Source organism: Streptomyces sp. NPDC057565 (assembly GCF_042801455.1).
GTDB classification, from domain to species: Bacteria; Actinomycetota; Actinomycetes; order Streptomycetales; family Streptomycetaceae; genus Streptomyces; species Streptomyces yanii.
This window is the reverse complement of the sequence record NZ_JBHVFU010000070.1, coordinates 1-25,907: the sequence shown is the minus strand read 5'-3', so window position 1 is coordinate 25,907 and position 25,907 is coordinate 1. Positions and strand designations below refer to the sequence as shown.

The window sequence follows — 25,907 nt, the reverse complement described above, 5'->3', positions numbered from 1 at the left end:
GTGATGCATATGTGAAGGCAGTCATGCGTCCCGCACCCGGAACGACTCAAGTGCGAAGCCCAGCCGATGAATTGACGGCGACGCACACAGGTCGACGGCGGGTGGCCGATGGACATGCGGACCTCCACCTCGCACCAGGGCGCGACGACAATCTGCAGCAGTGTTTCGTCTCCTGACCCGCGTCTTCGGTAGTGGCTGCGGCGTGCGGTGGCTTGGTGGCGTCACCTCCGGGCGGACCGGGTCGGTGCGTGGGTGAGGGGCGCGAGGCGGCCCCGGCGGGGGGCCGGAGAGCTGCCAGAAGGCGCCTTTTTCCGCCACGGGCCCGGGATGAGGCCGGCGGAAGCATGTCCACGGCCTCCTTGTCGGTGCCGGTGGCCCGGACGGCGAGGAAGGCGTGGGCGGGCATGGCGAGGGTGATGTTCCGCCGGACGTGTGCTCCACATGGCCGATCGAAGTTGGTCAGTTGCGCCCGGCACTCGCAGAGTTGCGCCCAGAGCCCGGCCCGCTGCCCGGTGCCGTGGAGGACTGATTCATGCCTGACCGACTGGCCGTCGGCCCACGAGTGGTGCAGATGCGGCTCGCCGGTGTCGACCACGCGTACGGCCGCCCGTTTCCCTGGCTCGCGGCCGTCGCCGCTGCTTTTGTTCTCGTGCAGTTGGTGCTGGTGGTGCCCGGCTCGGGACTCGGCTGGGACGAGACCGTCTACGTCAGCCAGGTCGGCCGGGACGTCCCGGCCGCGTTCTTCAGTGCGCCCCGAGCTCGGGGGATTTCGTATCTGGTCGCGCCCGTGGCCGCGCTGACGTCCTCGATGGCTGCGCTGCACGTGTATCTGGCACTGTGCTCCGGATGCGGGCTCTTCCTCGCCCTGTGGGTCTGGCGTCGTCTCCTGCCGCCCGCGGTTCTCGCCGGGGCGGGAGCGATGTTCGCCGGGCTGTGGATCACCCTGTACTACGGCCCGCAGGCGATGCCCAACCTGTGGTGCGCTTTGGGGGCGTTGGCCGCCGTGGGCTGCTTTCTACGAGCCGTCAGGGAAACGGCCGACGGCAAGGCGCTCGCCGGCCTCGGCGCCGCTGTGGCCCTGGTCGCCCTCATGCGGCCCCCGGACGCCTGCTACCTGGTCCTGCCTCTGGCCGTGGCAGCCCTGGTGGCCTCGGGCCGGCGACACCCGGCAGTGCCGGCCGTCATCGTGGCCGCCCTTCTCCTCGGCTGCGCACCGTGGATCGTCGAAGCCCATCTGCACTACGGCGGCGTTGTCGCCCGGTTGCACCGCGCCAGCGAGATTCAGGGCGGCCTGGGCGGACATCTCGCCGTCGACGATCAGGTTCGAGCCCTCGACGGGCGGACTCTGTGCCGTCCGTGCGAGGTGCCCTGGAAGGACCCGGTCACCGCGGCGTGGTGGTTCGCACTGCCAGTGCTCACGGCGGGCGGCATCATCGCCGCCCGCGCGCGCCGCCCTGCCGCCGTCCTCGTGACCCTCGTCGCGGCGTCCATGGCGACGCCCTACCTGTTCATGATCGACTACGCTGCCCCCCGTTTCCTGCTTCCTGCCTACGCTCTGCTGGCGCTGCCTGTCGCCGAGTGCCTGCGCGCTCTGTTCACCTCCACCCGCCCCGGATGGCAGCCGACGGTCGGCGTGTTGCTCACGCTCGCCCTGGCCGGTCACTTCGCCGTCCAGTACTGGGTACTCGGCCATGCCGTCGCCCGCAGCCGCGTGGCGCGGCAGGAGTACACGGCGATCGCCGACCAGCTGCACCTTCTGGGAGTACGCCCACCGTGCACGGTCACCGGTTTCGACGCGGTACCGATCGGCTATTACGCCCGCTGCGCGTCGCGACAGATCGGCGGCCACGACGGGAGTATCACAGCCGACGGTCTGCGCGCGGCAGCGCGTCGCACACCTGTCGCGGTGATCGTGGCTCCCGGGCACAGGCCACCCGCCTACGCCCGTGCCTGGCGGCCCGAATCCCTGCCACCGCTGCGCGGGAGCACAGGCCTCTCCGTCTACGTGGCGCCCTCCGAACCAAGGGACGGCGCCCCGTCAGAAAGGCTGTCCCCATGATGCGATCCCCGGGCGCCGGCCTGCACTTGCCTCATCTGCCGTAGCAGCGCTCGGTGATCGATCCGGCCGGCGCGTGGCCTCGCAACGGACTCAAGGCCGACGCGAGACCACGCTGAGGGCCACCCTGGGAAGGGGGAGACCGCCGTGACTCCGCCTACTGGATGCCAGGGATCTCGCGGGCCTTGAACGCGGCGCGGACCGCGTCCGCCGCGCTCTTGCCGTACATGCGTTGCGCTGTCGCGATCGTCGTCAACGCGGCGTTCTCGAAGCTGGTGTCGAGTGCGAAGCCGAACTGAGCGTTGACGATGATGCGGTCGGCGACCCTGGCGCCGAGCGCCCCCCGGATGTCCAGGAGTGCGCGGGACCAGATCTCACCGTCCGCGTGCACCTCGCCCACCCGGTCCCCGTACACCTTGTTCCCGTCGATCCGGCGCAGGCAGTGCGGGGCAGCGCTGTAGGCGACCGAGTCCCAGTCGGCGACGCACGCCAGGTCGGCCTTCAGGGGCCAGCCGTACCGGGCGTCCGCGTGGGCACCGACCTCGACTGCCAGGTAGTCGCCGAAGGCCTCACCGATCGCCCCGGCCTCCGGGGAGGTGCCGAAGCCGGGCACCTGGGCGTTGTGCACCGCGTGCCCGTACTCGTGCACGATCACCTCGGCGTCCTCGGCATCGTCCACGCCGCCCTTGCCGAAGCGGATCTCGGCCTTTTTGTCGGTGAAGAAGGAGTTGTCCGCGCCCCACTGGTTGATACGAACGGGCTGCGCACGGTTGTTGGCGCCGGGCAGTTCGCTGCCAAAGCCGAGGCCCTGCAGGTACTCCTGGGCCTCATTGACCCAGAAATAGGCCATGACCTGCTCGAACTGGTCGTCGTGGCGGGTGTATTTGCCGACGTCGGCGGTCTTTGCGGGGGCGCCGGTCTCCGACCTGATGTAGGCCCACCGTCCGGAGAGTCCGCCACTGCCGTCGAGATTGCGCAACGCGGCGGAGGCATAGCTCGACGCGGGGACGGCGTCGGCCGAGTCCTTGGCGTCGGAGAGCGACTGGTCGCCCGAGGACTGGACGGGGTTGACCATGAATACCCGGGCCTGTGGTTCGGCCGGGGCAGGTACGGCGCCCGAGGCCGAGGCCGCTCCGGCCGGAGCGAGCAGAGCCACGGTGGCGGTGGCCGCGGCGATCAGGCCGCGGGGTGTGCGGCGAGTCATGTACATCCTCCCGTGCTGAGATGTGGTGCGGCGGTGTGTCGAATTGCGGGGGATGGCGTGGTGCGAGCGTGATCCTTGCGCACGGGGCCCTTCTTTGGCCAGGCCTTGAACGCGTTTGCGACTCGCAGCGGCGAGGGCCCCACCGTGCGGTGACGCTCTGTTCGTGTGCCGGGACGGTGGGCGTCACGTCGCCGTCGGGAACGCCGCGTACAAGCGGCGGTCATCGCGGCTCAGCTCCACGAGCACGAGGATCCGCATCACTGAAGGGCAGGGCCTTCCCGGCGGTGTGTCGGTGGCTCCACGGATCGCCGGCGGCCGTCACCGAGCACGGGCGCCGGCACCGGCCGCGTACCGGCGACGGTCCCGCGCGTCACGCTCGGGCCGCCGCCTGAGCTCCTCCAACTGCCCGGCACGTACCACCGGATCGCGAGGACCGCTGCGTCTGCCGTCCGCCGCGATGCCGACACGGTCGGCCTCGACGTGCGCGATGATCAGGACCTCGGCCTCGGCAGCCGGTCAGCCGGTGCCCGGCACGCCACACAACCAGACCCTTCACCCATGCCTGGCTGGGTGAGCACTGCTTCCGGAGCGCGCTGCCCCACACACGACTCACGTGATCGATCAATTCGGTCATGTCGCCGATGCCCTTGATCTGCGCAAGGAGCCGCGGGACGTCGGCCTCCACCACCTGGCCACCGAGGTCCACCACGCCCGCCTCGCTCAGCGCCGCGAGATCGGCGTCGTCGGGCGAGGTGCACCGGCACACCCGGCGAAGGGCTCAGGGCGGGCCTCCGGCCCACGGTCGGCGCTGTCCTCCACGATCGGTGTGTCGACCGGCTTCGGAGCTTGTCCGGGGCGGGCCCGTCCATCGGGTCCGGTCGGGCGATGACCGGGCTCGTGCAGGCATGCGTGCGGCGACCGGGCAGCAGGTCGCCGCGCGCCCTTCCGACCGGGCGAAGAACGATGGATTCGGGCGATGAAATCCGGAGGGGCCGGAGCACGGAGACCCGGTGCGCAGTCGCTGGGCGAAAGGCTCGCGCAATCGGCCGGTGCGGTATGCGAGTCGGCCCGGTCTCCCGGTCTCAGATCCCTTCGTCGGTCGGCGGGGGCACAGTGATCACGGGGCAGGCTGCCCTGTGCAGCAGTCCGTGCGGGACGGAGCCCAGCCGCATGCCGGTGAAGCCCTCCCGGCCACGGCGGCCGACGACCACAGCGAGCGCATGCTCCGAAGCCTCCGCCAACGCCTCGACAGGATGTCCCCGCAGCACCGCGTGACTCAGGGGAACATCTCGGTAGGCACTGGACCGCGCCGCGGTTGCTTCATGCAGCTGCCTGTGGCAGGCCTCGATCGCAGCGTCCTCATCGAAAAACCCTGGCAGCCGCCGCTGCCACACCCACACCGCACGCACGGAGGCGCCTTGCGAGGCAGCGGCCTCCAAGGCGTGATCCAGCGCGGCATCGGCCGACCGGCTCGCGTCCACCCCGACCACCAGGTACGGCGGCTCCTCCTCAGTGCGCCCGGCTTCCGGCACCACGGCAACCGGGCAGGCAGCGTGCGCACTGACCGGAACCGTCGTCGAGGCAGCACTGAGCATCTCCCCCAGCCGGCCCAGCCGACGCGAGCCGAGGACCACCAGCCGCGCGTGAGCGGACCTCCGAACCAGAACCTGGGCCGGATTGCCATCCGTGATGAAGGTCGTCACCTCAACACCCGGCTGCCGCTCATGGGAACGAGCCGCCGCCTTGTCGAGTGCCTCGTCGCCCAGCTGGCGCAAGGCCTTGTGGTGTGCCGTCTCCTCGACGCCGCGTACGTGATGGGTCACGGGCAACACGGCGTGCACCAGATGGAGGCGCACCCCACGGCGGGCGGCTTCGTCGGCGGCCCAGGCCAGGGCCGCATCGGCCGGCTCCATGGCGTCGATGCCGAGCATGATCGGAAGTGGTTCACTGGCAGCTGTCATGGCTTCCTCCACCTGTCTGCGTGCGCGCGGCAGCAGCCGTGGGCTGCGGCCGCAGCTCATACCTGCACGGTACGCACATGGACGGCGAGGCGGAGGACCGAGCGGCCCCCGTTCAGAGGGCTGCCCCCCAGGGAAAGGGTGAGCTCCAGGGACCTTCGGACCCCCGTTGCGGACTGTTCGGCCCCTGCGGCCGGGAACGTGACGCGATGGACTGGACACGTCGTAACCGCAGGACCGAGGAGGTCTGGGCATGGCTGTACTCGCACGCAAGCAGAAGTTCCCGTTCCCGGACCTGCCGGACTGGTTCGAGGCCTTCCCCACTCGGTTCACCATGCCGGCGATGGCCGATCTGTACACGATGAGGATCGAGGAGTTCACCGAGGACGGCCGGTACGTCATTCGAGCGGAACTCCCGGGCATCGAGGTCAAGGATCTGGACGTCACGGTCGAGGACGGCAACCTCACCATCAGGGCAGAGCGCACCGAGCGCGAGGTGGACAAGAATCGCAGCGAGATCCACTACGGATCCCTCACCCGCAGTGTCACCCTGCCCAAGAGCGCGGACGAGAACGACGTCCATGCCGAGTACATCGACGGCATGCTGACCGTCAGCGTTGGCCTCGGCGTGGAGAAGGCGGAGGCGAAGCACATCGAAATCAAGCACCCCATGTGACCCACACAGCGTGGTCGCCCGGGCCGGCATGCGCTGCCGTCCGGGCGACCCACGTCGGGCCCGGCCGCAACTCGGCCTCCCCCGACCGCACGGTCGGGGGCCTGGGGGCACCAGAAAGGCCTTGGGGGCAGCCTCGACCGACGGGTCCGCCCCGCAACGACCCCGGACAGTCCTCTATCCGCGGGAGCACAGTGCCTCCCACTGCGCAGCGGCACCGTCCAGCAGCATCTCCAGGGCCGTCGGATAGGCGCTGTCGACCATGCGGGTCGCCAGGAGGTGCGCCGCCTCGGCGATCCGGGGGTGTGTGGTGCGCGGCAGGCGGGCGTACGTCGAGCGCCACATGTCCTCGTCGGCGCTGAGACTTTCGCGTGGCAGGGCCAGCGAGGCGGCGTCGAGCGCGGCGAAGGCCAGGGTCTGGTCGATGAAGGCCTGGTAGATCCGTACCGTGTCCGGCAGCGGGAACCCCGCCGTGCGGAGTACGTCGAGGATGGCCTCGTCGGCCGCCAGCTCGTGGGCCCGGCCGGTGACCCGGTTCGCGGTCAGCAGTGCCGCCTGCGGATGCGCGACATACACGGCGTGGATGCGCAACCCGAGGCCGCGCAGATCCGACCGCCACTCCCCCGTGGGCCGCCAGCCTTGCAGGGCCTGCCCGATGAGGGCGTCGCCGATGGCGAGGGTCAGATCGTCCATGCCGCGGAAGTACCGGTAGAGGGCGCTGGGATCGGCGTCCAGGGCCAGGCCGAGACGGCGGGCGCTGAGTCCCGCGCTGCCGTGCTCACGCAGCATCCGCAGGGCGGTCTCGACGATCAGTTGCTCGGACAGCACGGTGCCGCTCCTGGTGGGACGGCGCCGCCGCCGTTTCTCCTCGGGCACCACAGCTTTCGCCATCGCCGCCTCCTCGTGTCCTTATGCCAACACCATTGACCTTATCCGAGCGCCCGGCGTTGGATCTCCCGGCAGGGGCGCCGCGCCTTCGGTCCGCGCGGGCACGCCCCGTCTCCACAGAGAGGAAGTCCGTGTCATGCGTGTTCTGCTTGTGGGAGCCGGCGGTGTGGGCACCGCGATCACCCGGATCGCGGCCCGGCGCTCGTTCTTCGACGAGATGGTCGTGGCCGACTACGACCTGAGCCGGGCCGAGGCGGCGGTCGCTGCCCTCTCGGGCGCCGCGGGCCGCTTCAGCGCCGAGCGCGTCGACGCGTCCGATCAGGCGGCGGTGACCGCGCTGCTGAAGCGGCACGGGTGCGACGTGCTGCTCAATGCCACCGACCCGCGGTTCGTGATGCCCCTCTTCCAGGCGGCGCTCGCGGCCGGCGCAACCTACCTCGACATGGCGATGTCTCTGTCGCGCCCGCACCCCGCGAGGCCGTACGAGGAGTGCGGGGTCATGCTCGGCGACACGCAGTTCGCGCAGGCCGCCGACTGGGAGAAGGCGGGCGGGCTGGCCCTCGTCGGCATGGGTGTGGAGCCGGGGCTGTCCGATGTCTTCGCGCGATACGCGGCCGACGAACTCTTCGACGAGATCGAGGAGATCGGCATCCGCGACGGCGCGAACCTCACCGTCGACGGCTACGATTTCGCGCCCTCCTTCAGCATCTGGACCACCATCGAGGAGTGCCTCAATCCGCCGGTCGTCTACGAAGCGGACCGTGGCTGGTTCACCACCGCGCCCTTCAGCGAGCCGGAGGTGTTCGACTTCCCCGAGGGCATCGGCCCGGTCGAGTGCGTGAACGTGGAGCACGAGGAGGTGCTGCTCGTCCCCCGCTGGATCGACGCGCGGCGCGTGACCTTCAAGTACGGTCTGGGCGAGGAGTTCATCCAGACCCTCAGGACGCTGCACCTCCTGGGCCTGGACCGCACCGACCCGGTGACCGTGCCGAGCGCCGCCGGCCCGGTGGGCGTGTCGCCCCGCGACGTCGTGGCCGCCTGTCTGCCCGACCCGGCGACGCTGGGCGAGCGCATGCACGGCAAGACCTGCGCGGGCACCTGGGTGCGCGGTACCAAGGACGGCGCGCCGCGCGAGGTCTACCTCTACCACGTGGTCGACAACCAGTGGTCGATGGCCGAGTACGGCTCCCAGGCGGTGGTGTGGCAGACCGCGGTCAACCCGGTCGTCGCCCTCGAACTCCTGGCCACGGGCGCGTGGACCGGTTCGGGAGTCCTCGGCCCGGAGGCGTTCCCCGCCCGCCCCTTCCTGGACCTGCTCAGCGCGTACGGCTCTCCGTGGGGCATGAGGGAGCAGTGACCGTCCCCGGCTCACCGGGGGATCCGACGTCCCTCCTCGGTGAGGGTGAGCGTCAGACAGCCGATCCATTCGCCGCTGTCGGGGTACGCCCAGTTGTCGGCGTCGGCCAGAAGCCTCGGCAGTTCCTCCCGTGCTACGGGCGTGCCGGGCTGGAATCCGTGCCTCCCGTCGGGAGCGGTCCAGGGGATGACACGGCAGACCTCGATCCAGCCCCGGTCGACGAGAGGCAGCAGGACGGCTGCCAGCTCCGCGGCGGGTGCGGAAACCAGTGGCTCGTCCAGGTCACCTCGTACACCGGGCAGGATGTCGATCTCGAACGCGTTGATCATGAAGGCGCGCTCTGCGCCGGAAAGACGGTCGGGAGGGTTCACCGCGGAATCGTCGCATGCACGGTGAACCCTCCCGGCCGGTGGACCGCCGGGCCGTGGAGTCCCTGAGCCGCGCCGGGCGACTGCACGGCCCGGCGGCCCGGGCGATCATCCCCAGAGGGTCTGGGGCGTGGCCGGCCATGTTTGCCCCAGGGCAAAGCTTGCCGGGAGGGGCACTAGGTGATCACCATCAAGAGGTCGCCCGCTTCGACCTGCTGAACGGAGTTGATGGCCAGTCGGTTCACCGCTCCGGCGACCGGAGCGGTGATGGCGGCCTCCATCTTCATCGCCTCGATCGTCGCGATGGTCGCCCCCGCCTCGACGCGGTCCCCGGCCACGACCGACAGCGTCACCACCCCGGCGAACGGCGCGGCAACATGTTTCGGGTCGGACTTGTCGGCCTTCTCCGCGGCCGGCAGTTCCGAGGCCACCGAGCGGTCGCGCACCTGGATCGGCCGGAGTTGGCCGTTGAGCGTGGCCATCACGGTGCGCATGCCGCGCTCATCCGCTTCACCGATCGCCTCCAGTGCGATGAGCAGCCGCACTCCGGGCTCGAGGTCCACCTCATGCTCCTCCCCCGGCCGCAGGCCGTAGAAGAAGTCCTTGCTCGGCAGGACTCCGGTGTCGCCGTAGGCGTCGCGATGCGCCTCGAACTCCTTCGCCGGTCCGGGGAACAGCAGCCGGTTGAGGGTGGCGCGCCGGTCCTTCTCCAGTCCGTCGTGGTCATCGGCGGACAGTTCGGCGACCGGCCTCGGTGCGGCGCGGCCCTTGAGGGCCTTGCTGCGGAACGGCTCCGGCCAGCCGCCGGGCGGGTCGCCCAACTCGCCGCGCAGGAACCCGATCACGGAGTCCGGAACGTCGTACGCGCCAGGTTCGGCGGCGAACCGCTCGGGTGGGACGCCCGCGCCGACGAGGTGCAGGGCGAGGTCGCCGACCACTTTGGACGACGGTGTGACCTTGATCAGGCGACCGAGCATGCGGTCGGCCGCGGCGTACATCGCCTCGATGTCCTCGAACCGGTCTCCGAGGCCCAACTCCCGTGCTTGGACACGCAGGTTGGACAGCTGACCGCCGGGGATCCCGTGGTCGTACACGCGCCCGGTGGGCGAGGCCGGGCCGGCCTCGAACGGCGCGTAGATCCTGCGCACGATCTCCCAGTACGGTTCGAGGTCGCCGACCGCCCGCAGGCTCAGCCCGGTCGGCCGCTCGGAGTGGTCGGTGGCCGCGACGATCGCCGACAGCGAGGGCTGCGAGGTGGTGCCCGCCATCGAGGCCACCGCTCCGTCCACGGCGTCGGCGCCCGCGTTGATCGCGGCCAGGTAGGTGGCCAGCTGACCGCCGGCCGTGTCGTGGGTGTGGAGGTGGACGGGTAGTTCGAACTCCCTGCGCAGCGCGGTCACCAGCTTCGCGGCGGCGGGTGCCCGGAGCAGCCCCGCCATGTCCTTGATCGCCAGGACGTGCGCGCCGGCCTCGACGATCTGCTCGGCGAGCCGGAGGTAGTAGTCGAGGGTGTAGAGCTTCTCGGCCGGGTCGGACAGGTCCGAGGTGTAGCACAGGGCCACCTCGGCGACGGCCGATCCGGTCTCGCGTACGGCGTCGATGGCCGGCCGCATCCGGCCGACGTCGTTGAGCGCGTCGAAGATGCGGAAGATGTCGACGCCGGTCCGGGTGGCCTCCTCGACGAAGGCGGTGGTGACCTCCGTGGGGTACGGGGTGTAGCCGACCGTGTTGCGGCCACGCAGCAGCATCTGCAGGCAGATGTTGGGCACCGCCTCACGCAGACGGGCGAGGCGGTCCCATGGGTCCTCGGCCAGGAAGCGCAGGGCCACGTCGTAGGTGGCGCCGCCCCAGCACTCCAGCGACAACAGCTGCGGCAGGGTCCGGGCCACGGTCGGGGCGACGGCCAGCAGGTCCTTCGTCCGCACCCGGGTGGCCAGCAGGGACTGGTGGGCGTCCCGGAAGGTGGTGTCGGTGACGGCCACCGCGGGTGATGCCCGCAGCCACCGTGCGAAGCCCTCCGGCCCCAGCTCGGTCAACTGCTGCTTCGACCCGGCGGGCGGTACGCCGTTCGCGATGTCCGGCAGCTTGGTCGTGGGGTCGATCAGGTGCGGGCGCTCGCCGTGCGGCTTGTTGACCGTGACGTCGGCGAGGTAGGTGAGCAGGCGGGTGCCGCGGTCGGCGGAGTGGCGCGCGGTCAGCAGCTGCGGGCGCTCCTCGATGAACGACGTGGTGACCCGGCCCTCCTGGAAGTCCGGGTCGTCGAGGACCGCCTGCAGGAACGGAATGTTGGTGGCCACACCGCGGATGCGGAACTCGGCCACCGCGCGCCGGGCGCGTCGCACCGCGGTGGCGAAGTCGCGGCCCCGACAGGTCAGTTTCACCAGCATGGAGTCGAAGTGGGCGCTGATCTCCGAGCCGACGAAGGCGGTGCCGCCGTCCAGCCGGATGCCGGAGCCGCCCGGCGAGCGGTACGCGCTGATGGTGCCGGTGTCCGGCCGGAACCCGTTGGCCGGGTCCTCGCTGGTGATCCGGCACTGCAGTGCGGCACCCCGCAGGGAGATCCTGTCCTGCGTGAGACCGAGGTCGGCCAGGGTCTCACCGGCGGCGATGCGCAGTTGCGCCTGGACCAGGTCGACGTCGGTGACCTCCTCGGTCACCGTGTGCTCGACCTGGATGCGCGGGTTCATCTCGATGAAGACGTGGTTGCCTTCCCGGTCGAGCAGGAACTCGACGGTGCCGGCGTTGCGGTAGCCGATGCTGTGCGCGAAGGCGACCGCGTCGGCGCAGATGCGGTCCCGGATCGCGGGGTCGAGGTTGGGCGCCGGGGCCAGTTCGACGACCTTCTGATGGCGCCGCTGTACCGAGCAGTCCCGCTCGAACAGGTGGATGACGTCGCCGTGTCCGTCGGCGAGAATCTGCACCTCGATGTGGCGGGGGTCGACGACGGCCTTCTCCAGGAACACCGTGGAGTCACCGAAGGCGGACTCGGCCTCACGGGACGCCGCCTCGATGGCCTCGCGCAGGTGCGCGGGGTCGTCCACCCGCCGCATTCCGCGGCCGCCGCCTCCGGCAACCGCCTTGACGAACAACGGGAAGCCGATCTCCTCCGCGGCCGCCGCCAGCTCGTCCACGTCGGTCGACGGCTGCGACGATCCCAGGACCGGCACACCCGCCGCACGGGCCGCCGCGACCGCGCGCGCCTTGTTGCCGGTCAGTTCCAGCACCCCGACACCGGGACCGATGAACGTGATCCCGGCGTCCTCGCAGGCCCGGGCCAGATCCGGGTTCTCGGACAGGAAGCCGTACCCGGGGTACACGGCGTCCGCCCCGGCCCTGCGCGCCGCGCCCACGATCTCCTCGACCGACAGGTAGGCGCGTACCGGGTGCCCTCTCCGGCCGATCTCGTAGGCCTCGTCGGCCTTGAGACGATGCAACGAGCCGCGATCCTCGTACGGAAAAACCGCCGCCGTTGCGGCGCCCATTTCATAGGCGGCACGGAACGCGCGGACGGCGATCTCACCACGGTTCGCGACAAGTACCTTCCGGAACATGCACAGTCCCTTCCTGACGTTCGCGATGTGCGCGCCCGACGGGCGCCCTCGTGACTGATGCCCTGTCTACACCCGTACAAGTGCGGCTCGCGTCGAATCGCCATCGGCCGGTCGCTCATCTGCAGGTTCGCGAGGGCCGGGAAGCACGCCCGTGCTCAGCGTGGTGAACGCCAACGGCACCACCGCCAACGGCTCCTCCCTGATCGATGAGATCGTCCGCGAGGGCGCGAGGCGGATGCCGGCCGCCGCACCGGAGGCCGAAGTCAACACATGCACAGCCGAGTTGGCGGACGAGCGCGACGAGAAGGGCCACCGGCTCGTGGTGCGCAACGGCTACCACCAGCCGAGGAAGGTCACGACTGCGGCCGGGGCGGTGCCCGCGCCGGAGCAGTTCCTCGGCCCGACGGGCGGCCTCTCACCGGCGACGGTCACCCGGCTCACCCAGCAGTGGCAGGCCGACCACCAGGTGTTCGGCGAGCGCGACCTGTCCAGCAGTGACTACGTCCACGTGTGGGGCGACGGCATCCACCTGCGCATACGCCTGCGGGAGGCGAAGTCGTGCGTCCTCGTGCTGATGGGCGTGCACGCGGACGGCACCAAGGAACTGATCGCCATGAGCGACGTCTACTGCGAAGCCGAAAGGTAGGGTTCCGTGCCGACGGTCAAAGGTCGCGGAAGGGCAGGAGCTGGGGTGGGCGCATCATCGTGGCAGTACATCGAGCCTTATGCCGGAGATGTCGCGGCGGCCTTGGCCACCGTTCGACAGCGCGAGTTCAAAAGGCTCTTCGTCCACGGAACGCACGGGGACGGGCTCCAGCCCGCAGGCCAGTCGTTCACCTCTGTTGACGACCTCGATGCCCTGTGGGAAGACGAGACCTTCGGCAGCGAAGGAACACACACGATCATCGATGTGTGGGAGGAGATCGAGGCCGACGCATACGACGATTCCCACACCGTGCGTCCGCTGTCGGACGAGGAATCCATCGAGATCTTGGGAACCGCGGAGCCGACCAGAGGGGATTTCGAACGAGCCCAGGAGCGCTACGAGGCGCGGCACCCGGCCTCGGTGGGGCTGTGGGACATGCCGCGTTGGTCAGCGTGGTGCAGGCCGTTGAAGGACGCCGATGGGGCGAACACGGTGATCGCCTTTTGGGGCAGGTCCGGCGACTGACGGCCATGGCTTGATCCACAGATCTTGACTCTTGCTCTCGAAGGGGACGGGACGGGTCATGCGCGGAGCGTCGTATCCGGCATCCAGGACGACGCGGACGTCCCGATCGCCCTCCGACCGGATTTCCCGGTCGAAGCCAAAGCAGCGGAACCCGTCCAGCAGGGCGATGACGGCTTCGGCGACCCAACGGTGACCTCCCACGCCGAAGCCGTAGTCAGTCGCCCCGGCCGGGAACCAGGGCGCCACGACACGAGACCGAGCACAGGCTCCCGCACCTGACCGGCCTCGGACTCGACTGGGCGGCTCAGGTCACGGGAAGGGCGAACCGCCACGCAGACGACCCGCTCAGCCCGCGAACCTGGCCATCCACACCTCGACTTCGTCCGCGGCGCGCGGCAGGCCGGCCGACAGGTTCTCGTGACCGCTGTCGGTGACGAGCAGGTCGTCCTCGATCCGGACGCCGATGCCGCGCCATTCCTCGGGCACGGTCAGATCGTCCGCCTGGAAGTACAGGCCCGGCTCGACGGTGAGCACCATGCCCGGCTCCAACACGCCGTCGACGTACTCCTCGTTGCGGGCGTTCGCGCAGTCATGGACGTCCAGACCGAGCATGTGGCCGGTTCCGGCCATGGTGAAGCGGCGCTGCAGGCCGAGTTCGTACGCACGGTCGACGGGGCCGTCGATAAAGCCCCACTCGACCAGCCGCGCCGCCAGGTAACGTTGCGACGCCTCGTGGAAGTCGCGGTACCGGGCACCCGGCTTGACCGCCGCCATACCGGCCTCCTGCGCCTCGTACACCGCGTCGTAGATCTCGCGCTGCAGTGGCGTGAAGGTCCCGTTGATCGGAAGCGTGCGGGTGACGTCGGCAGTGTAGAGGGAGTGTGTCTCCACGCCCGCGTCGAGCAGGAGCAGATCGCCCGGGCGCACCGGACCATCGTTGTCCGTCCAGTGCATGATCGTGGCATGCTCGCCCGCGGCACAGATCGAGCCGTAGCCGACAGCGTTACCCTCGAGACGTGCCCGACGGAAGAAGGTTCCCTCGATCCACCGCTCGGACGACGCGATCGCCCGGGAAAGCTCCCCGATGACATCGGTGAATCCGCGCACAGTGGAGTCCACAGCCTTGCGGATCTCGGCTGTCTCCCACTCGTCCTTCACGAGGCGGAGATCGCTGAGCGCCTCCTCCAGCGCGGCGTCACGCTCTTCATCAGTGGTGACAGCGGCCTCGAGGGACGGGTCGTGGCCACGGACGATCCGCGTCGGTGCGCCGGAGGCAGCGGCCAGGTCGCGGGCGGCCGTGCGGACGTCTCGGCAGGGCAGTCCGAGCACGCGCTCCGACTCGGTGAGGGAACGACGTCGGCCCATCCACAGCTCTGCCGTCGCGCCTGTCCAGAAGTCGTCGTTGTCCCTGCTGTCCCGTGGCAGCTGGTAGCAGTACGCGTCGTGGCCACCGTCCGCGCGGGGTTCGAGCACGAGAGCGCCGTCACGGGCCTGGTCCCCGGTCATGTGCACATAGCCCGAGTACGGCCGGAACGGGTAGCTGTCATCGTTCGAGCGGGCCTTGAGGTTCCCCGAGGGGATCACCAGGCGTTCGCCGGGAAAGCGCTCGGAGAGCGCGGCGCGACGGCGGGCCGCGTACGGAGCCTGCTCGCTGAGCTGCAGACCGTGCCGCTCGGTGTCTGCCCACCCCGTCCGCATCAGGGCGGAAAGCTCCTCGGAGATCCCTTGGTAGAGACCGTTCTTTCGACGTTTCGCCACTTCGTACACCTTCTTCTGGACGGGCTCCTCAGGGGCGAGGGGCAGAGAGGCCCGTACGGACAGGCCGAACTCCGTCCCGGTGCGGCCCCAGGCCCCCTCGCTGCCACCGGTCGTCGGCGGCTCCCGGACGGTACCCCGCGCCGCGCCCACCGGGTGCCGAAGACTGCCAATGGCACAGATCGGCCATCGGAGATCCGAACGACCTGCCCGGACCCAACGGGAGCCGTCGATAATGCGACACATGGCGAATGCAAAACTCGGCGAGGCTCTTCGGCTTCTGGGGATCGAGCACGAGGCAGGACGGGTCTACATGGCTCTGCTGGACCTGGCGCCCGCTCCGCTGAGCACGATCGGGGCCGCGGCCGCTTTGGACGGCGCGGAACTCGCCGCGGCGTACGGCGAACTGGTCGACGCAGGCCTGGCCAGTGCCGCCGTGGAGGGCGGGGATGTGGTGGCCCCGGTTCCGCCCGCCGCAGGGCTGGAGATCCTCGGCCGGCACCGGGCGGCCGAGCTCGACGAGTCGCGCATCACCGTCGGGGGCGCGTTCGAGTCGTTCCGGCGGCAGCGGCTCGCCGCGTACAACGACGATCTCGTCGAAGTCGTCACCGGGGAAGCCATCGGTCCCAGGATGCGCCAAGCCTGGGCCAGTGCCCGCGAACAGATCCGGCAGTTCGACTCACCGCCGTACTTCCCCCTTGCCGGCGCCACCGACGATGCGCTGGCCACCCTCGCCCGCGGTGTGACGCAGCGTGTCGTGTACTCCCGGGAGTCGTTGGAGCATCCGGGCCAGTTGGAGGAAGTCATCGAACCGTGCATCGAGGCCGGTGAGCAGGCCAGGGTATTGCCGTCGGTGCCGGTCAAGCTCGTGATCATCGACGAGGCGTACGCGCTCGTGTCGTTGTCGATCAAGGAGGCCGATGTGCACAACACCATGCTGGTCGTGCAGCCGTGCGGGCTGCTCTCCGCGCTCGTGGCGCTGTTCGAGCAGGCATGGCAGAACGCACTGCCCTTCCACGGCCGCACCGCCCGGCCGGGCGGCCTGCTGCCCGCCGACCGCCGCCTGCTGTGGCTCCTGGCCGGCGGTGCGAGCGACGAGGTCATCGCCCGGGAGATCGGAATCAGCCGCCGCACGCTGTTCCGCCGGGTACAGATCCTGATGGCCCGGCTGGGTGCCACGAGCCGGTTCCAGATGGCTCTGCAGGCGCAACGTTGCGGATGGCTGTGACCGGAGCATGCCCGTCCACCCCGGCAGGGACGACGCGTCGCCCCTGATCGGTCGCGCTGCTCGTCGGTGGTGGTTCGGCATCGTGCCGAAGAGCGCCGCGGCGTCCGGGCGCATTGCTCGGGACCCTGGCCGGCGGAGCCATCACGGTGCACGTTGCGCGCCGGCAGACCTCAACGTGGGTCATCGCCGGCAGCGGTGACCCGGTCGGTTCCGTTGTCCCGCCATCCGTCCGGTCAACCCCCGAGCAGCGCCTCCAGTTCCGCCTGCGTGGCCAGCGTGTCGGGGTGCTCCTCGCCGAGAACCCGGGCACGGTCGTCCCTGACCCCGCGCAACTGGTCCACGGCTGCCGCCACGTCCCCGGTCACCGCCGTCGCAAGCCGATCCCCCACCGGGGTGTACTGCTTTGCGCTCCTCGAACTCCATCGCCCCCCGGGGGCGCGCATCATCAAAGGAGGGGAGACCATCGACGAGGAGTGGCGATGAGGTTGTCGTTCCTTGATCCTCTCTACGCGGAGCCGGGCCCGTTCGCCTCCGTGTACCTGGACACCTCCCGAGACGTCGAGCATCCCGAGCGGGCGATCGCGCTGCGCTGGCGGCGGCTGCGCGAGAGTCTCTCCCGTCAGGGCTCGGACCGGGCGCTGCTGAACGTACTGGAGGAGGTGGTCGGCGCCGACGCAGAGGTGCCGGGGGTGCACGGTCAGGCCATCTTCGCCGCCCACGGCACGCTCGTCCTGGACGGGGAGCTGCCCAGGCCGCCCGAGCACGACTCCGCGCGCTACAGCACCCTGCCGGACGCGATGCCCCTGGTCACCCAGCACGTTCCGGAGATCCCCTACATGGCCGTAGTCGTCCACTACGGCGGCCTTCCGACCGCCGAGACCCACGGCTGGGTAACTCTGGAGGCGGAGACCGGCATCTGGCCCGCGTCCACCGTCACCCCGGGTGAGCGGCTGCACCACAGGGTCGCGGTGGCGACCTGGCACCGCGCCTCCCTCCGGCTCGGCCACCGGCTGGACGAACGGGCGCGGCGCGCCCATGCCGACGCCGTCGTCGTGGGCGGGGACGAGTGGGCGTGCAACGTACTGATTCGCCGCCTGCCGCACACCCTGCGGGACAAGGTCGTACGCGTGGGCGGACGGACCCCCACCGACACCGGACGTGCCCTGTTGGAGCCGCAGCTCGATGGCGTCTTCCGCGGCCGCATGGCCGCGCACGACCGGGAACTCGTGGACATCTTCATCGGCCGGCGCGCCCTGGACGGACCCATGACGGAGGGGCTGGCCGCCACCGTCGCCGCACTCCAGCGCGGCCAGGTCGCGGCGCTGCTGCTGAACCGGCCGCCGGGGTCTTCGCTGCGGCTCTGGACCGGCTCCCAGCCCACTCAGCTCGCCCTGACCGAGGCGGAGCTGCTCTCCTTCGGCGTGCGGGCCCCGCGCGAGGAACGCGCCGACGAGGCCCTTGTCCGGGCCCTCGTCGGCACCGGTGCCGAGCTGGTCGTCGTACCGGAGAGCGAGCTGAGGCTGTACGAGGGCGTGGGCGCCCTGCTGCGGTACACCGACCAGGGGACCCCGTCCTGACGCCGGCGCGCTGCGCGACCCGGATCACGGGTCACCCCTTGCGCGCGGCCGCCCCGGATCGCGCCGCGCGCGGAACGTGCCGACACCGGGCTGGAGCGGCAGCGCGACGGATGGAACACATGGACAGGAGCAGGAACGGTGCGGAGGAGACGGACGTCTCGATCACCCGGCCCAAGACCTGGGCGGTGGGCATGCCGCCGGTGGCCAACCCGCTGCGGTACTCCCTGGAACAGACGACGGTCCGCCGTACGGCGCTGACGCTGCCCAACGTCAACCGGACCAAGGGCTTCGACTGCCCGGGCTGCGCCTGGCCGGAACCGGACCCCGCTCACCGGCACCGCAACGAGGAAGTACGAGCGACGGCCCGCGGCCTGGTGCAACGCAGGGCGGTCACCGCGGCCCGGTTCGTCCGGCTGTACGACTGTACGGCGCCCATGGCTACGACCAGCGGTGACGCGCTCAGCGCTGATAGGTCCCGACCAGGGTGCCGGAGGCCAGCTCCCTGCCCTTCAGGGCACGGTGCACGTCCTCGGCACCCGGGTGGTCGTGCAGCGGCAGCGGCTCGGACAGGGCGTACAGGCGGAAGAAGTAGCGGTGCGGCCCGTGCCCCGGTGGAGGCATCGGCCCTCCCCAGCCCACGCGGCCGAAGCCGTTGGGCCACGGCAGGCCCCCCAGGGGCTTATGGCCCTCCGCCGCCCCGGTGGTCCCCGGATCGATGCCGGTCACCAGCCAGTGCAGGAAGGTCGTCCCCGGCGCGTCCGGGTCCTCGCACAGGAGCACCAGCTCCGTGGCCTCGTGGGGCACCCCCGACCAGGTCAGGGGCGGTGAGATGTTCTCACCCTCCCCGCTGTACCGACGGGGGATCACCGTTTTGTCGTCGAACGCGGTGCTGCTGAGTTCAATTCCGCTCATGCGCGCCGCCATACCCGCAACGGAGGCACCAGCACCGGTCCGCACCCTCAAATCCCCCGTTCGGCCGAGCCCACCCGGGCCGCCACCGGAAGCGGGGGTGAAGATGGCAGTGTGCCGACAAGGATCCTGCTCGAGAGCCGCCCTGGCGCGGGCAAGACGACCGCCATCCGTCGGCTGGCCGCGCTGCTGCCCGCCCACGCGGCCACCGGCTTCACTACCGAGGAGATCCGGCAATCCGGCGCCCGCGTCGGATTCGCCCTGGAGACTCTGGCAGGCCGGCGGGAGGTACTCGCCCATGTCGACCTGCCCGGTCCGCCACGGGTAGGGAAATACGGCGTCGACCTGGGCGTCATGGAGCGACTGGCGCTGCCGTCGCTTCGGACGGAAGCAGCCGAGGAAGCTACAGGGAGGCTGGTCCTCATCGACGAGCTGGGGCGGATGGAACTGGCGTGCACGGCGTTCCGGCACGCGGTCGACGCGCTGTTCGACGCAGAGGTCGACGTCGTCGCCACGGTCCACACGCACCGCGATCCGTTCACCGACGCCCTCAAGCGGCGCGCCGACATCGAGGTCGTCCAGCTCACTCCGGCAAACCGGGACGTCCTGCCGGGGGAGCTCGCGGCCCGGCTGCAGCAACACCGGCCGCACGGAAGGCCCTCCTCTCACGGATGAGAGTCCGGCCCACCTCCGACCTGCCGAAAGCAGAGTCGGGGCGACAGCCGCATGGGACCCTGTGCGCCGAATCCTTCGCCCCCATGGAACGCACGGTGGGCGTGGCCATTGCTCTCGGGTCGATGCACACAGCGCTTCGCACCGTGCTGTTGCTTCAAGGCCTCAACGGCAGTCGAGCAGGCCCGCGTTGCGCTTGGCATCGAGTATCCGCCGCACGCTGTCGTTGACCTTGGCCCGGAACGAAGCGTCCTGCCGCATCCGGGTCTGGATGGCCTGTGTCATCGCGGGTACGATGCTCGGCCGCACCGTGAGGATCATGTCTCCGCCGGCCGCGATGAAGTTCACGGCCCGCTGGGCAGGGCTGAAGGACCGTACCGCGACCGCGTTTCCGAGGTCATCCGAGATGACCACTCCCTTGAAGCCGAGTTGGCTGCGCAGCAGGTGATCGATGACCGTCGGTGAGAAGGCTGCCAGGTGCTTGGGGTCGATCTTGGTGTAGGTGGCCGACGAGACCATCACGAAAGGTGACCCGGCCCGGATCCCGGCCCGGAACGGCGTGAGGCTGGAACTGCCGACGGTCGTCACCGAGTCCACGACGTTGGCGGTGGTGTCGGTGTTGCCGATCACCTGGCCCAGCCCCGGAAAGTGCTTGAGCGAGGTCATCACGCCCGACTGCGCGAAGCCGGCTGCGAAGGCGCCGGTGTGAGAGGTCACGGTGTCCGCGGTATGGCCGTACTCGCGCTGGAAGGAACCGATGGGGATGTTGCGGGTGCCAAGAGCGGCCGGAACCACGTCGGCGACCGGTGCCAGGTTCAGGTTGACCCCGGCAGCCTTGAGCTCCTTGGCCCATCCGGCGGCCTGAGTACGCAGCGTCGCGGTCGGCCAGCTGCCCTGGGTCAGGCCGCTGGGCATGGCCGAGAAGCCGGGGCCGTTGAGCACCTGCACCCGGCCGCCCTCCTGATCGGTCGCGACGAGGAGGCCGACCTGTCGGCCGGCGATCCGATCCGCTTGGCCTCGGAAACCGTCGACGAGCTTTCTGGTCGCCGTCGTACCGGCGGTGCTGCGGCCGGTCAGCATCACTGACCCCACATGGTTGTCACGTAGAGTGCGCAGCTGAGCTTGATCGGGGTGGGCCGCGGAGATTCCCCCCATGAAAAGCTGTCCGACCCGTTGAGCAGTGGTCATGCCGGACAGGTATTGGTCGGTACAGGTGGCCGCAGGTGCCGACGGGGCGGTACTCGCGGTGGCCGGGGCAGCATCAGTGCTGGTACGGCTCGGCAGTGCACTGGCGGCACCCGGGCCTCGTGTGCCATGGCTGGCAGCGAAGGATCGGGGGGATTCGGCTATTGCCCCGGGCGGGACCGATGCACCGCAGCCTGTGACGGCGAGCGCCAGAGTGACCAGCGGGACCCCGGTGCGCAGGGCTGTGCAGCGGCGGCTGGGCCGCTGCCGGACGCGTATTGTCATGCTTCTTCTCCCGGCCTGGACGAGCCGGGGCTACCGCGCGCTGCGCAGCCGCTTCCGTCACGGCGAGCCCGGCTTGCTGCGTCCATCACACCGTACGTTATTGGGCATTTGTTCGCCCCTTGGTGGGTGTGAGGGATCTATGGCGGACCGGTGTGACGACGCGGCAGCCTGGCGGAAGACGCATTCCACGCCGCTCATCAGGCCGCGCCGCCTATGTGTCGCCGCGCAGGCCGTCGCTGCCGAAGGCCACCGCTGAACGAACGGCCAGAAGTACACAGCATGCTGCGCATCGCCCGCCTGCACGCCCTTGAGAGGGCGGTATGTGACGTGATGCCGCGTTTGTTGTCGCTGGAACGTGTGGCGCAGGCGTATCGGGGCTGATCGGGGATCCGCGTCATGCTGGAGTGTGCTTCGTGAGCGACCGCCGGCGCTACAAGAGCGACTTGTCCGACGAGCGGTGGGCCCTGATCGAGCCCGTCATCACCTCCTGGAAGGCTCAGCATCCCTCCGTCAGCGGCCACCAGGGCGCCTACGAGATGCGGGAGATCGTCAACGCCCTGCTCTACCAGTCCCGTAGCGGCTGCCAGTGGGACTACCTCCCCCACGACCTGCCCCCGGCCGGTGCGGTGAAGCACCACTTCTACACGTGGCGCGACGACGGCACCGACCAGACCATCCACGACCTGCTGCGCTGGCAGGTCCGCGAGAGCCGGGGACGCAAGGCCGACCCGAGCCTGGTGGTACTGGACACCCAGAGCCTGCACGCGGCAGCCGGGGTGCCCGCCGACACCACCGGAAGGGACGCGGCAAAAAAGTTCCAGGCCGCAAGCGCGGCCTCGCAGTTGATGTTCTTGGGCTGGCGATCGCGGTGGTGGTGCTGGCCGCCTCCGCGCACGACAACGCCGCCGGCATCGCCCTGCTCAACAAGGTCACCGCCGACACCGACACGGTCCAAAAGGCCCTGGTGGACCAGGGCTTCAAGACCGCCGCCGTCGAGCACGGACAGAAGGTCGGCATCGACGTCGAAGTCGTCGAGCGCAACCCTGCGACCAGCGGGTTCGTCCCGCAGTCCAAGAGATGGGTGGTGGAGCAGGTGAACGGCATCATCATGCTGCACCGCAGACTGGTACGGGACTACGAGCACCGGCCCGCCTCCGCCGAGTCGCGGGTGTACTGGGCCATAAGCGACCGCATGCGCAGGATGCTGACCGCGACCTCCACCCCCACCTGGCGCGGCGCATGAGCAGCAGCGAGCTGACCTTGGGAGCGGTGCTGGCGCACCTGGAGGAACAAGAACGCGAGATCGCCGCGCAGGCCGAGGCCACGCGGGGACGCATCGCGGAACTCATCGCACAGCTGGCGGAGTTCGACCAGGTCGCCGAGGAGGTCCGCATCACCCGCAAGACCCTGCTGGCACTGCCCGACCCATCCCCGCAGTCTCCACCGACGCCGCCGGCCGCGACGCTGCCGGACCACCCGGCCTACCAGCAGATCATGGCGGTGTTCGCCGCGACCCACACCCCGCTGCGGGCGCGAGCGGTCTGCGAGGCAATGGACCTGGAGATCACGCCCAGCAACGTCAACAACGTCCGGCTGAAGCTCAAGCGACTGGTCGACCGCGGAATCCCCCTCGAGCCCGAGCAGGGATTGTTCACCCAGCCGCGACCATAGCCGCCCGGAGAGGCCACCACCGGCAGCCCCAGCTGCCGGCCCGAAACGGGCAGTACGTCACCTACCCCTCCTCTGGGGCGTGTTCGTGCTCCGAATGCGCAACCGGGCCCGCTGGGGAACTACGTCCAGGCGACGGCCACTACGGCTGCGGCGGCCGTAAACGTCCCCACGCCGTAGAAGGCCCACGGTTGCTTGTTGCGCATGCCCGTCACCGCTGTCGCCGCAATCAGGACGTCCAAGCCCAGCTTCACCCACATCTTTGCGGTGTCCACCGGCAGGTCCAGGGATATGCGGGTCCAGATGAGTCCCGCGCCCGTGACCAGTTGGACGACCGTGCTGCTGACCATGTAACTGCCGGTCACCGGGTCCTTCCCGCGCAACTGGAAGAACAGGCCACCCATGATCGCTGCGAACCCGAAGAGGTGGAAGACAAGGAACACATACCGAAGGATCTCCATGCCGGTGATCGTTCCACAGGGTCAGAACAAATTGACGATCTTTTACACGGAACTCGACCATGACCTTCTCACCCTCGCGACCGCCACCGCCCTGGCCGACGATCTCGACGGTGACCACTCCCCGGGCAAATCCGACCGGCCCTACCCGGGCACCCCCGCCACCTGGCGATCGTCGTAGACAAGAGACCGTCCCTGCCAACTCGCGACCTGTGTGCAAACCGACAGCAGCTCACAACCCCTCTTGCCGGTGTCGCACTTCAACGTCGTCGACGGAGGCACCCACGCCGCCGACGACCTCGATTTCCACTCGACACCGGCCTCATCCAGGTGGGCCTGTGGAAGGTGAAAGGGCACCTCGTCGCCGGCTGCACAGGCGACCGAGTGAGCCGCTGAGGTGTCCGCACGGCAAGGAAAGCGGCCGGCGTCCGGTGTCGCCCCGGTCAGCCCGACTTCGGCGGCTTCTGCGCGTCGAAGGCGAAGAGAGTGTTCTTGGCCGCGGCCACGATCACCGCACGCCCCGCAACGGTCACGCGCGGGCTTGCGCCCTGCTCGCCCGTCAAACCATCGGCCTGCGGGTCTGTTGTCCACAGGGGTTTGCCATCGTACGGCGACAGCGCGACCACCCGGCCGGTGGCCGAGCTGAAATACAGCGCGCCGCCTCCCGCAACGGGACCCGACGCACCCTCCACGCTTGTCTGCCGCGACCACTTCTTCCGGCCGGTCACGGGGTCGAGCGCTGTGACGAGACCGGTCTGCCCGCTCACGTAGACGGTGCCGTCCGCCATGCCGGGCGTCCCCGCGTATGTCTTGGCCAGTCGGGAGTAAGTGACCTTCCGCGAGACCGGGTCGACCCGCGCCACCCCGTCGTAGCCGGCCAGCGCCGTACCCTCCATGTGTCCCTGAAGGAGTACGAGCCTGCCGTTGGCGACGCCCATCGGCACCGCGGGGCCGTCAACCGCGATGGGTCTGCCCAGTGTCCCCGAGGCGCGGTCGACCGTGTACAGGGTGGGGTGGCGCACCTCTGAGGCATCCACCTCCACATCCGTCGCGCACATCGCGAAGAGCTGTTGGCCCACCGGGACGGGAGCGCACTGCATACCCGCGGGGAACGACGTCGTCCAGGTGACCTCACCGCTGTGTGCGTCCCGGGCCTCGAAGCGGGAGTTGGAAGCGTCGACCGTCACGACGGCGGAGCCGACCACAATGGCGTCCTGAGTCCGACCCGTGACGGCCGTCGACTGGGCGCCGGACGGCACGGACCACAGCTCCCGGCCGTTGTCCGCATCGATGGCCACCACCTCGCTGGGAGGGTCCTGCGGGGCGTCCTGGGCGGCAAAGCGGTAACCGAGCACCGTGTCGTCGGTGGCGCCCACCAGGTGCATGCCCTGGACGGGGACGCCCGGGCTCTTCGCCGTCCACACCCGCGAGCCGTCCAGGGTCCTGATACGGGTCGCGACAACACCGCCGCCCCCGCAGAACAGCGCGTCGCGGCGCGCGACGCAACGCAGCTCGTCGGGGATGTCCTTGCGACCGCCCTGCACAGTCTTGCGCCACGGCTCGAAGCCGTCCGGAAGTGCGGCACCCGGCACCGCAACGCTGTTGCCCTTGTCGCCGCCGCTGTTCCCCCCAGAGCCGCCCGCCTTCAGTGCGGCGGCTCCCCCGCCGATCGCTGCCACCGCGACCGCGGCCGCGAGCACAGGACGCCATCGGCGACGCAGACGGCGGCCGATGGGGGTGCCAGTGCTCCCTGTATCGGGCCCGGCCGGGGCGGTGGTCGGGGCAGTCGGCGCCGGGGTGTCCCGCGTCGCGAAGTGATGCTGGGTGATCATGTCGCGGGTGCAGCCCGCGCCAACCCCGTTCGCGTCGGTCCCACCGAGGTCGGCCGGCAGGTCCCGCAGCATCACGAGGAGTTCGTCCGCCGAGGGGCGCCCCTTGGGCTCCTTGTCCAGGCACGACTCGACGACCGCGCGCAGAGCCACCGGCACGGCACCCAGCGACGGCTCCTCGTGCACCACCTGATACGCCGTCATGTATGGGCTGTCCGCGTCGAAGGGCCCGTGGCCCGTCGCTGAGTACACCAGCAGCGTCCCCAGCGAGAAGACATCGGACCGCGGCCCCACACCACGCGGCGCCTGCAACTGCTCCGGCGACATGAAGGGCGGCGTACCGATGACCCGCCCTGTCATCGTCAGCGTCTGCTGGTCCATGGCGCGCGAAATGCCGAAGTCGATGACGCGCGGGCCCTCGGGCGAGAGCACGACGTTCGAGGGCTTCAGGTCACGGTGGACGACCCCCACGCGGTGGATGTCGCGCAGCGCCTCCGCCAGCCCGATGGCGAGCCTCCTCAGCTCCGCTCCGTTCAGCGGGCCCTTCGTGGCGATGTGCTGGGCGAGCGTGTGCCCCTCGATATAGGTCGTCGCCATCCACGGCTGCTCGGCCTCAGGGGCAGCGTCGACCACGGCGGCGGTGAACGCGCCGCTCACCCGCCTCGCCGCCGCCACCTCCTGCCGGAAACGGATGCGGAACTCGTCGTCCCCCGCGAACTGCTGGTGGATCAGTTTGATCGCGACAGGTCGCCCCGAACTCGTACGGGCCAGAAAGACCGTGCCCATGCCACCCGAGCCAAGCCGCGCCTCAAGCGGATAGCCGCCGATCTCGGCTGGATCACCTGCTCGCAGCGACACTCTTCCCGACCTCCCGTTCCCCGTGCACCTCTGCCGCCACGGGCCTGCGTACCTGTCCTGCACACAAACTAGCCGCAGGGCAGTACGGCAGAGCAAAGCGGGTGACGAACAGGGAGCCCAGGGCTGCTCGCGTGCCGCACAGGACGAAGCCCCGCCAAGAGCGGCGGATTCAACAAATCGTCGCAACACGAGGAGTGTTGGGGTCGTTCGTCAGTAGCTCTGTGAAGCGCTCGGCTGGGGATTCCCAGCCGAGCGTT

21 protein-coding genes and 2 pseudogenes are annotated in these 25,907 nt (G+C 70.0%); 12 read left to right on the top strand and 11 right to left on the bottom strand.

Going from position 1 to position 25,907, the window contains the following annotated elements:
- Positions 1–532 precede the first annotated feature (532 nt).
- Positions 533–2,059: a hypothetical protein gene (locus ACFU8W_RS45680; RefSeq protein WP_384051246.1), complete on the top strand. Its 1,527-nt coding sequence runs from the start codon at positions 533–535 to the stop codon at positions 2,057–2,059.
- A 154-nt stretch (positions 2,060–2,213) separates the two neighbouring features.
- On the opposite strand, the gene ACFU8W_RS45675 is transcribed toward ACFU8W_RS45680, so the two are convergent.
- Complete coding sequence (locus ACFU8W_RS45675; RefSeq protein ID WP_384051243.1) at positions 2,214–3,260, bottom strand: M4 family metallopeptidase; 1,047 nt, start codon at positions 3,258–3,260, stop codon at positions 2,214–2,216.
- Between the two features lie 613 nt (positions 3,261–3,873).
- Between ACFU8W_RS45675 and ACFU8W_RS45670 the strand changes: the two genes are divergently transcribed.
- The gene (locus ACFU8W_RS45670) at positions 3,874–4,149 is read left to right on the top strand and encodes a hypothetical protein (RefSeq protein WP_384051240.1); all 276 of its coding nucleotides are present in this window, start codon (positions 3,874–3,876) and stop codon (positions 4,147–4,149) included.
- A 193-nt stretch (positions 4,150–4,342) separates the two neighbouring features.
- Here the strand turns inward: ACFU8W_RS45670 and ACFU8W_RS45665 are convergent, their stop codons facing one another.
- Positions 4,343–5,191 (bottom strand): universal stress protein, encoded by an 849-nt coding sequence (locus ACFU8W_RS45665; protein WP_345511602.1) that lies wholly within the window; start codon positions 5,189–5,191, stop codon positions 4,343–4,345.
- A 280-nt stretch (positions 5,192–5,471) separates the two neighbouring features.
- Between ACFU8W_RS45665 and ACFU8W_RS45660 the strand changes: the two genes are divergently transcribed.
- Positions 5,472–5,894, top strand: coding sequence for an Hsp20/alpha crystallin family protein (locus ACFU8W_RS45660; RefSeq protein ID WP_384051237.1), 423 nt, complete (start codon positions 5,472–5,474; stop codon positions 5,892–5,894).
- A 174-nt stretch (positions 5,895–6,068) separates the two neighbouring features.
- Here ACFU8W_RS45660 and ACFU8W_RS45655 read toward each other — a convergent pair whose 3' ends face one another.
- On the bottom strand, positions 6,069–6,782 hold the full coding sequence (locus ACFU8W_RS45655; protein WP_384051234.1) for a TetR/AcrR family transcriptional regulator: 714 nt from the start codon (positions 6,780–6,782) through the stop codon (positions 6,069–6,071).
- A 133-nt stretch (positions 6,783–6,915) separates the two neighbouring features.
- Here ACFU8W_RS45655 and ACFU8W_RS45650 point away from each other — a divergent pair, with 133 nt between their 5' ends.
- Positions 6,916–8,136: a saccharopine dehydrogenase family protein gene (locus ACFU8W_RS45650; RefSeq protein ID WP_384051231.1), complete on the top strand. Its 1,221-nt coding sequence runs from the start codon at positions 6,916–6,918 to the stop codon at positions 8,134–8,136.
- A gap of 11 nt (positions 8,137–8,147) precedes the next feature.
- Here the strand turns inward: ACFU8W_RS45650 and ACFU8W_RS45645 are convergent, their stop codons facing one another.
- Positions 8,148–8,507, bottom strand: a complete 360-nt coding sequence (locus tag ACFU8W_RS45645; RefSeq protein WP_384051228.1) for a hypothetical protein — start codon at positions 8,505–8,507, stop codon at positions 8,148–8,150.
- A gap of 173 nt (positions 8,508–8,680) precedes the next feature.
- Entirely contained in the window at positions 8,681–12,055 is a 3,375-nt protein-coding gene (locus ACFU8W_RS45640; RefSeq protein WP_384051225.1) for a pyruvate carboxylase, read from the bottom strand.
- A 151-nt stretch (positions 12,056–12,206) separates the two neighbouring features.
- Here ACFU8W_RS45640 and ACFU8W_RS45635 point away from each other — a divergent pair.
- Positions 12,207–12,692 (top strand): annotated as a pseudogene (locus tag ACFU8W_RS45635) (transposase); the annotation flags it as partial.
- Between the two features lie 15 nt (positions 12,693–12,707).
- Positions 12,708–13,226, top strand: coding sequence for a hypothetical protein (locus tag ACFU8W_RS45630; RefSeq protein ID WP_384051222.1), 519 nt, complete (start codon positions 12,708–12,710; stop codon positions 13,224–13,226).
- A gap of 345 nt (positions 13,227–13,571) precedes the next feature.
- On the opposite strand, the gene ACFU8W_RS45625 is transcribed toward ACFU8W_RS45630, so the two are convergent.
- A complete protein-coding gene (locus tag ACFU8W_RS45625) occupies positions 13,572–14,984 on the bottom strand; it encodes an aminopeptidase P family protein (RefSeq protein ID WP_384051289.1) in 1,413 nt (470 codons plus the stop codon).
- Between the two features lie 241 nt (positions 14,985–15,225).
- Here ACFU8W_RS45625 and ACFU8W_RS45620 point away from each other — a divergent pair, with 241 nt between their 5' ends.
- Positions 15,226–16,209: a LuxR family transcriptional regulator gene (locus tag ACFU8W_RS45620; RefSeq protein ID WP_384051219.1), complete on the top strand. Its 984-nt coding sequence runs from the start codon at positions 15,226–15,228 to the stop codon at positions 16,207–16,209.
- 233 nt (positions 16,210–16,442) lie between these two features.
- Here the strand turns inward: ACFU8W_RS45620 and ACFU8W_RS45615 are convergent, their stop codons facing one another.
- Positions 16,443–16,598 carry a hypothetical protein gene (locus ACFU8W_RS45615; protein ID WP_384051216.1) on the bottom strand — a complete coding sequence of 52 codons (156 nt, stop codon included), beginning with the start codon at positions 16,596–16,598 and terminating at the stop codon, positions 16,443–16,445.
- A gap of 90 nt (positions 16,599–16,688) precedes the next feature.
- On the opposite strand from ACFU8W_RS45615, the gene ACFU8W_RS45610 reads away from it, so the two are divergent.
- Positions 16,689–17,786 carry a hypothetical protein gene (locus tag ACFU8W_RS45610; protein WP_384051213.1) on the top strand — a complete coding sequence of 366 codons (1,098 nt, stop codon included), beginning with the start codon at positions 16,689–16,691 and terminating at the stop codon, positions 17,784–17,786.
- Positions 17,787–18,245: 459 nt separating this feature from the next.
- Here the strand turns inward: ACFU8W_RS45610 and ACFU8W_RS45605 are convergent, their stop codons facing one another.
- Positions 18,246–18,698 carry a YbhB/YbcL family Raf kinase inhibitor-like protein gene (locus tag ACFU8W_RS45605; RefSeq protein ID WP_345511615.1) on the bottom strand — a complete coding sequence of 151 codons (453 nt, stop codon included), beginning with the start codon at positions 18,696–18,698 and terminating at the stop codon, positions 18,246–18,248.
- Positions 18,699–18,809: 111 nt separating this feature from the next.
- Here ACFU8W_RS45605 and ACFU8W_RS45600 point away from each other — a divergent pair, with 111 nt between their 5' ends.
- On the top strand, positions 18,810–19,370 hold the full coding sequence (locus ACFU8W_RS45600) for a nucleoside-triphosphatase (RefSeq protein ID WP_384051209.1): 561 nt from the start codon (positions 18,810–18,812) through the stop codon (positions 19,368–19,370).
- 162 nt (positions 19,371–19,532) lie between these two features.
- Here ACFU8W_RS45600 and ACFU8W_RS45595 read toward each other — a convergent pair whose 3' ends face one another.
- Positions 19,533–20,555 (bottom strand): glycoside hydrolase family 3 N-terminal domain-containing protein, encoded by a 1,023-nt coding sequence (locus ACFU8W_RS45595; protein ID WP_384051206.1) that lies wholly within the window; start codon positions 20,553–20,555, stop codon positions 19,533–19,535.
- A gap of 695 nt (positions 20,556–21,250) precedes the next feature.
- On the opposite strand from ACFU8W_RS45595, the pseudogene ACFU8W_RS45590 reads away from it, so the two are divergent.
- Together ACFU8W_RS45590 and ACFU8W_RS45585 are read left to right on the top strand one after the other, a co-directional pair.
- Positions 21,251–22,080: pseudogene (locus ACFU8W_RS45590) on the top strand (IS5 family transposase).
- On the top strand, positions 22,077–22,508 hold the full coding sequence (locus ACFU8W_RS45585) for a hypothetical protein (RefSeq protein ID WP_384051203.1): 432 nt from the start codon (positions 22,077–22,079) through the stop codon (positions 22,506–22,508). Before ACFU8W_RS45590 ends, ACFU8W_RS45585 begins: the two are co-directional and overlap by 4 nt.
- A 119-nt stretch (positions 22,509–22,627) precedes the next feature.
- On the opposite strand, the gene ACFU8W_RS45580 is transcribed toward ACFU8W_RS45585, so the two are convergent.
- A complete protein-coding gene (locus tag ACFU8W_RS45580) occupies positions 22,628–22,966 on the bottom strand; it encodes a hypothetical protein (RefSeq protein ID WP_345511618.1) in 339 nt (112 codons plus the stop codon).
- A gap of 4 nt (positions 22,967–22,970) precedes the next feature.
- Between ACFU8W_RS45580 and ACFU8W_RS45575 the strand changes: the two genes are divergently transcribed.
- Positions 22,971–23,144: a hypothetical protein gene (locus ACFU8W_RS45575; RefSeq protein WP_384051200.1), complete on the top strand. Its 174-nt coding sequence runs from the start codon at positions 22,971–22,973 to the stop codon at positions 23,142–23,144.
- Positions 23,145–23,406: 262 nt separating this feature from the next.
- Here ACFU8W_RS45575 and ACFU8W_RS45570 read toward each other — a convergent pair whose 3' ends face one another.
- A complete protein-coding gene (locus tag ACFU8W_RS45570; RefSeq protein ID WP_384051197.1) occupies positions 23,407–25,650 on the bottom strand; it encodes a serine/threonine-protein kinase in 2,244 nt (747 codons plus the stop codon).
- Between the last annotated feature and the right edge of the window lie 257 nt (positions 25,651–25,907).

Coding starts and splice junctions, on each gene's coding strand:
- ACFU8W_RS45680 (WP_384051246.1), top strand. CDS start 533: ATGCCTGACCGACTGGCCGTCGGCCCACGAGTGGTGCAGATGCGGCTC.
- ACFU8W_RS45675 (WP_384051243.1), bottom strand. CDS start 3,260: ATGACTCGCCGCACACCCCGCGGCCTGATCGCCGCGGCCACCGCCACC.
- ACFU8W_RS45665 (WP_345511602.1), bottom strand. CDS start 5,191: ATGCTCGGCATCGACGCCATGGAGCCGGCCGATGCGGCCCTGGCCTGG.
- ACFU8W_RS45660 (WP_384051237.1), top strand. CDS start 5,472: ATGGCTGTACTCGCACGCAAGCAGAAGTTCCCGTTCCCGGACCTGCCG.
- ACFU8W_RS45655 (WP_384051234.1), bottom strand. CDS start 6,782: ATGGCGAAAGCTGTGGTGCCCGAGGAGAAACGGCGGCGGCGCCGTCCC.
- ACFU8W_RS45650 (WP_384051231.1), top strand. CDS start 6,916: ATGCGTGTTCTGCTTGTGGGAGCCGGCGGTGTGGGCACCGCGATCACC.
- ACFU8W_RS45640 (WP_384051225.1), bottom strand. CDS start 12,055: ATGTTCCGGAAGGTACTTGTCGCGAACCGTGGTGAGATCGCCGTCCGC.
- ACFU8W_RS45620 (WP_384051219.1), top strand. CDS start 15,226: ATGGCGAATGCAAAACTCGGCGAGGCTCTTCGGCTTCTGGGGATCGAG.
- ACFU8W_RS45610 (WP_384051213.1), top strand. CDS start 16,689: ATGAGGTTGTCGTTCCTTGATCCTCTCTACGCGGAGCCGGGCCCGTTC.
- ACFU8W_RS45605 (WP_345511615.1), bottom strand. CDS start 18,698: ATGAGCGGAATTGAACTCAGCAGCACCGCGTTCGACGACAAAACGGTG.
- ACFU8W_RS45595 (WP_384051206.1), bottom strand. CDS start 20,555: ATGACCACTGCTCAACGGGTCGGACAGCTTTTCATGGGGGGAATCTCC.
- ACFU8W_RS45585 (WP_384051203.1), top strand. CDS start 22,077: ATGAGCAGCAGCGAGCTGACCTTGGGAGCGGTGCTGGCGCACCTGGAG.
- ACFU8W_RS45580 (WP_345511618.1), bottom strand. CDS start 22,966: ATGGAGATCCTTCGGTATGTGTTCCTTGTCTTCCACCTCTTCGGGTTC.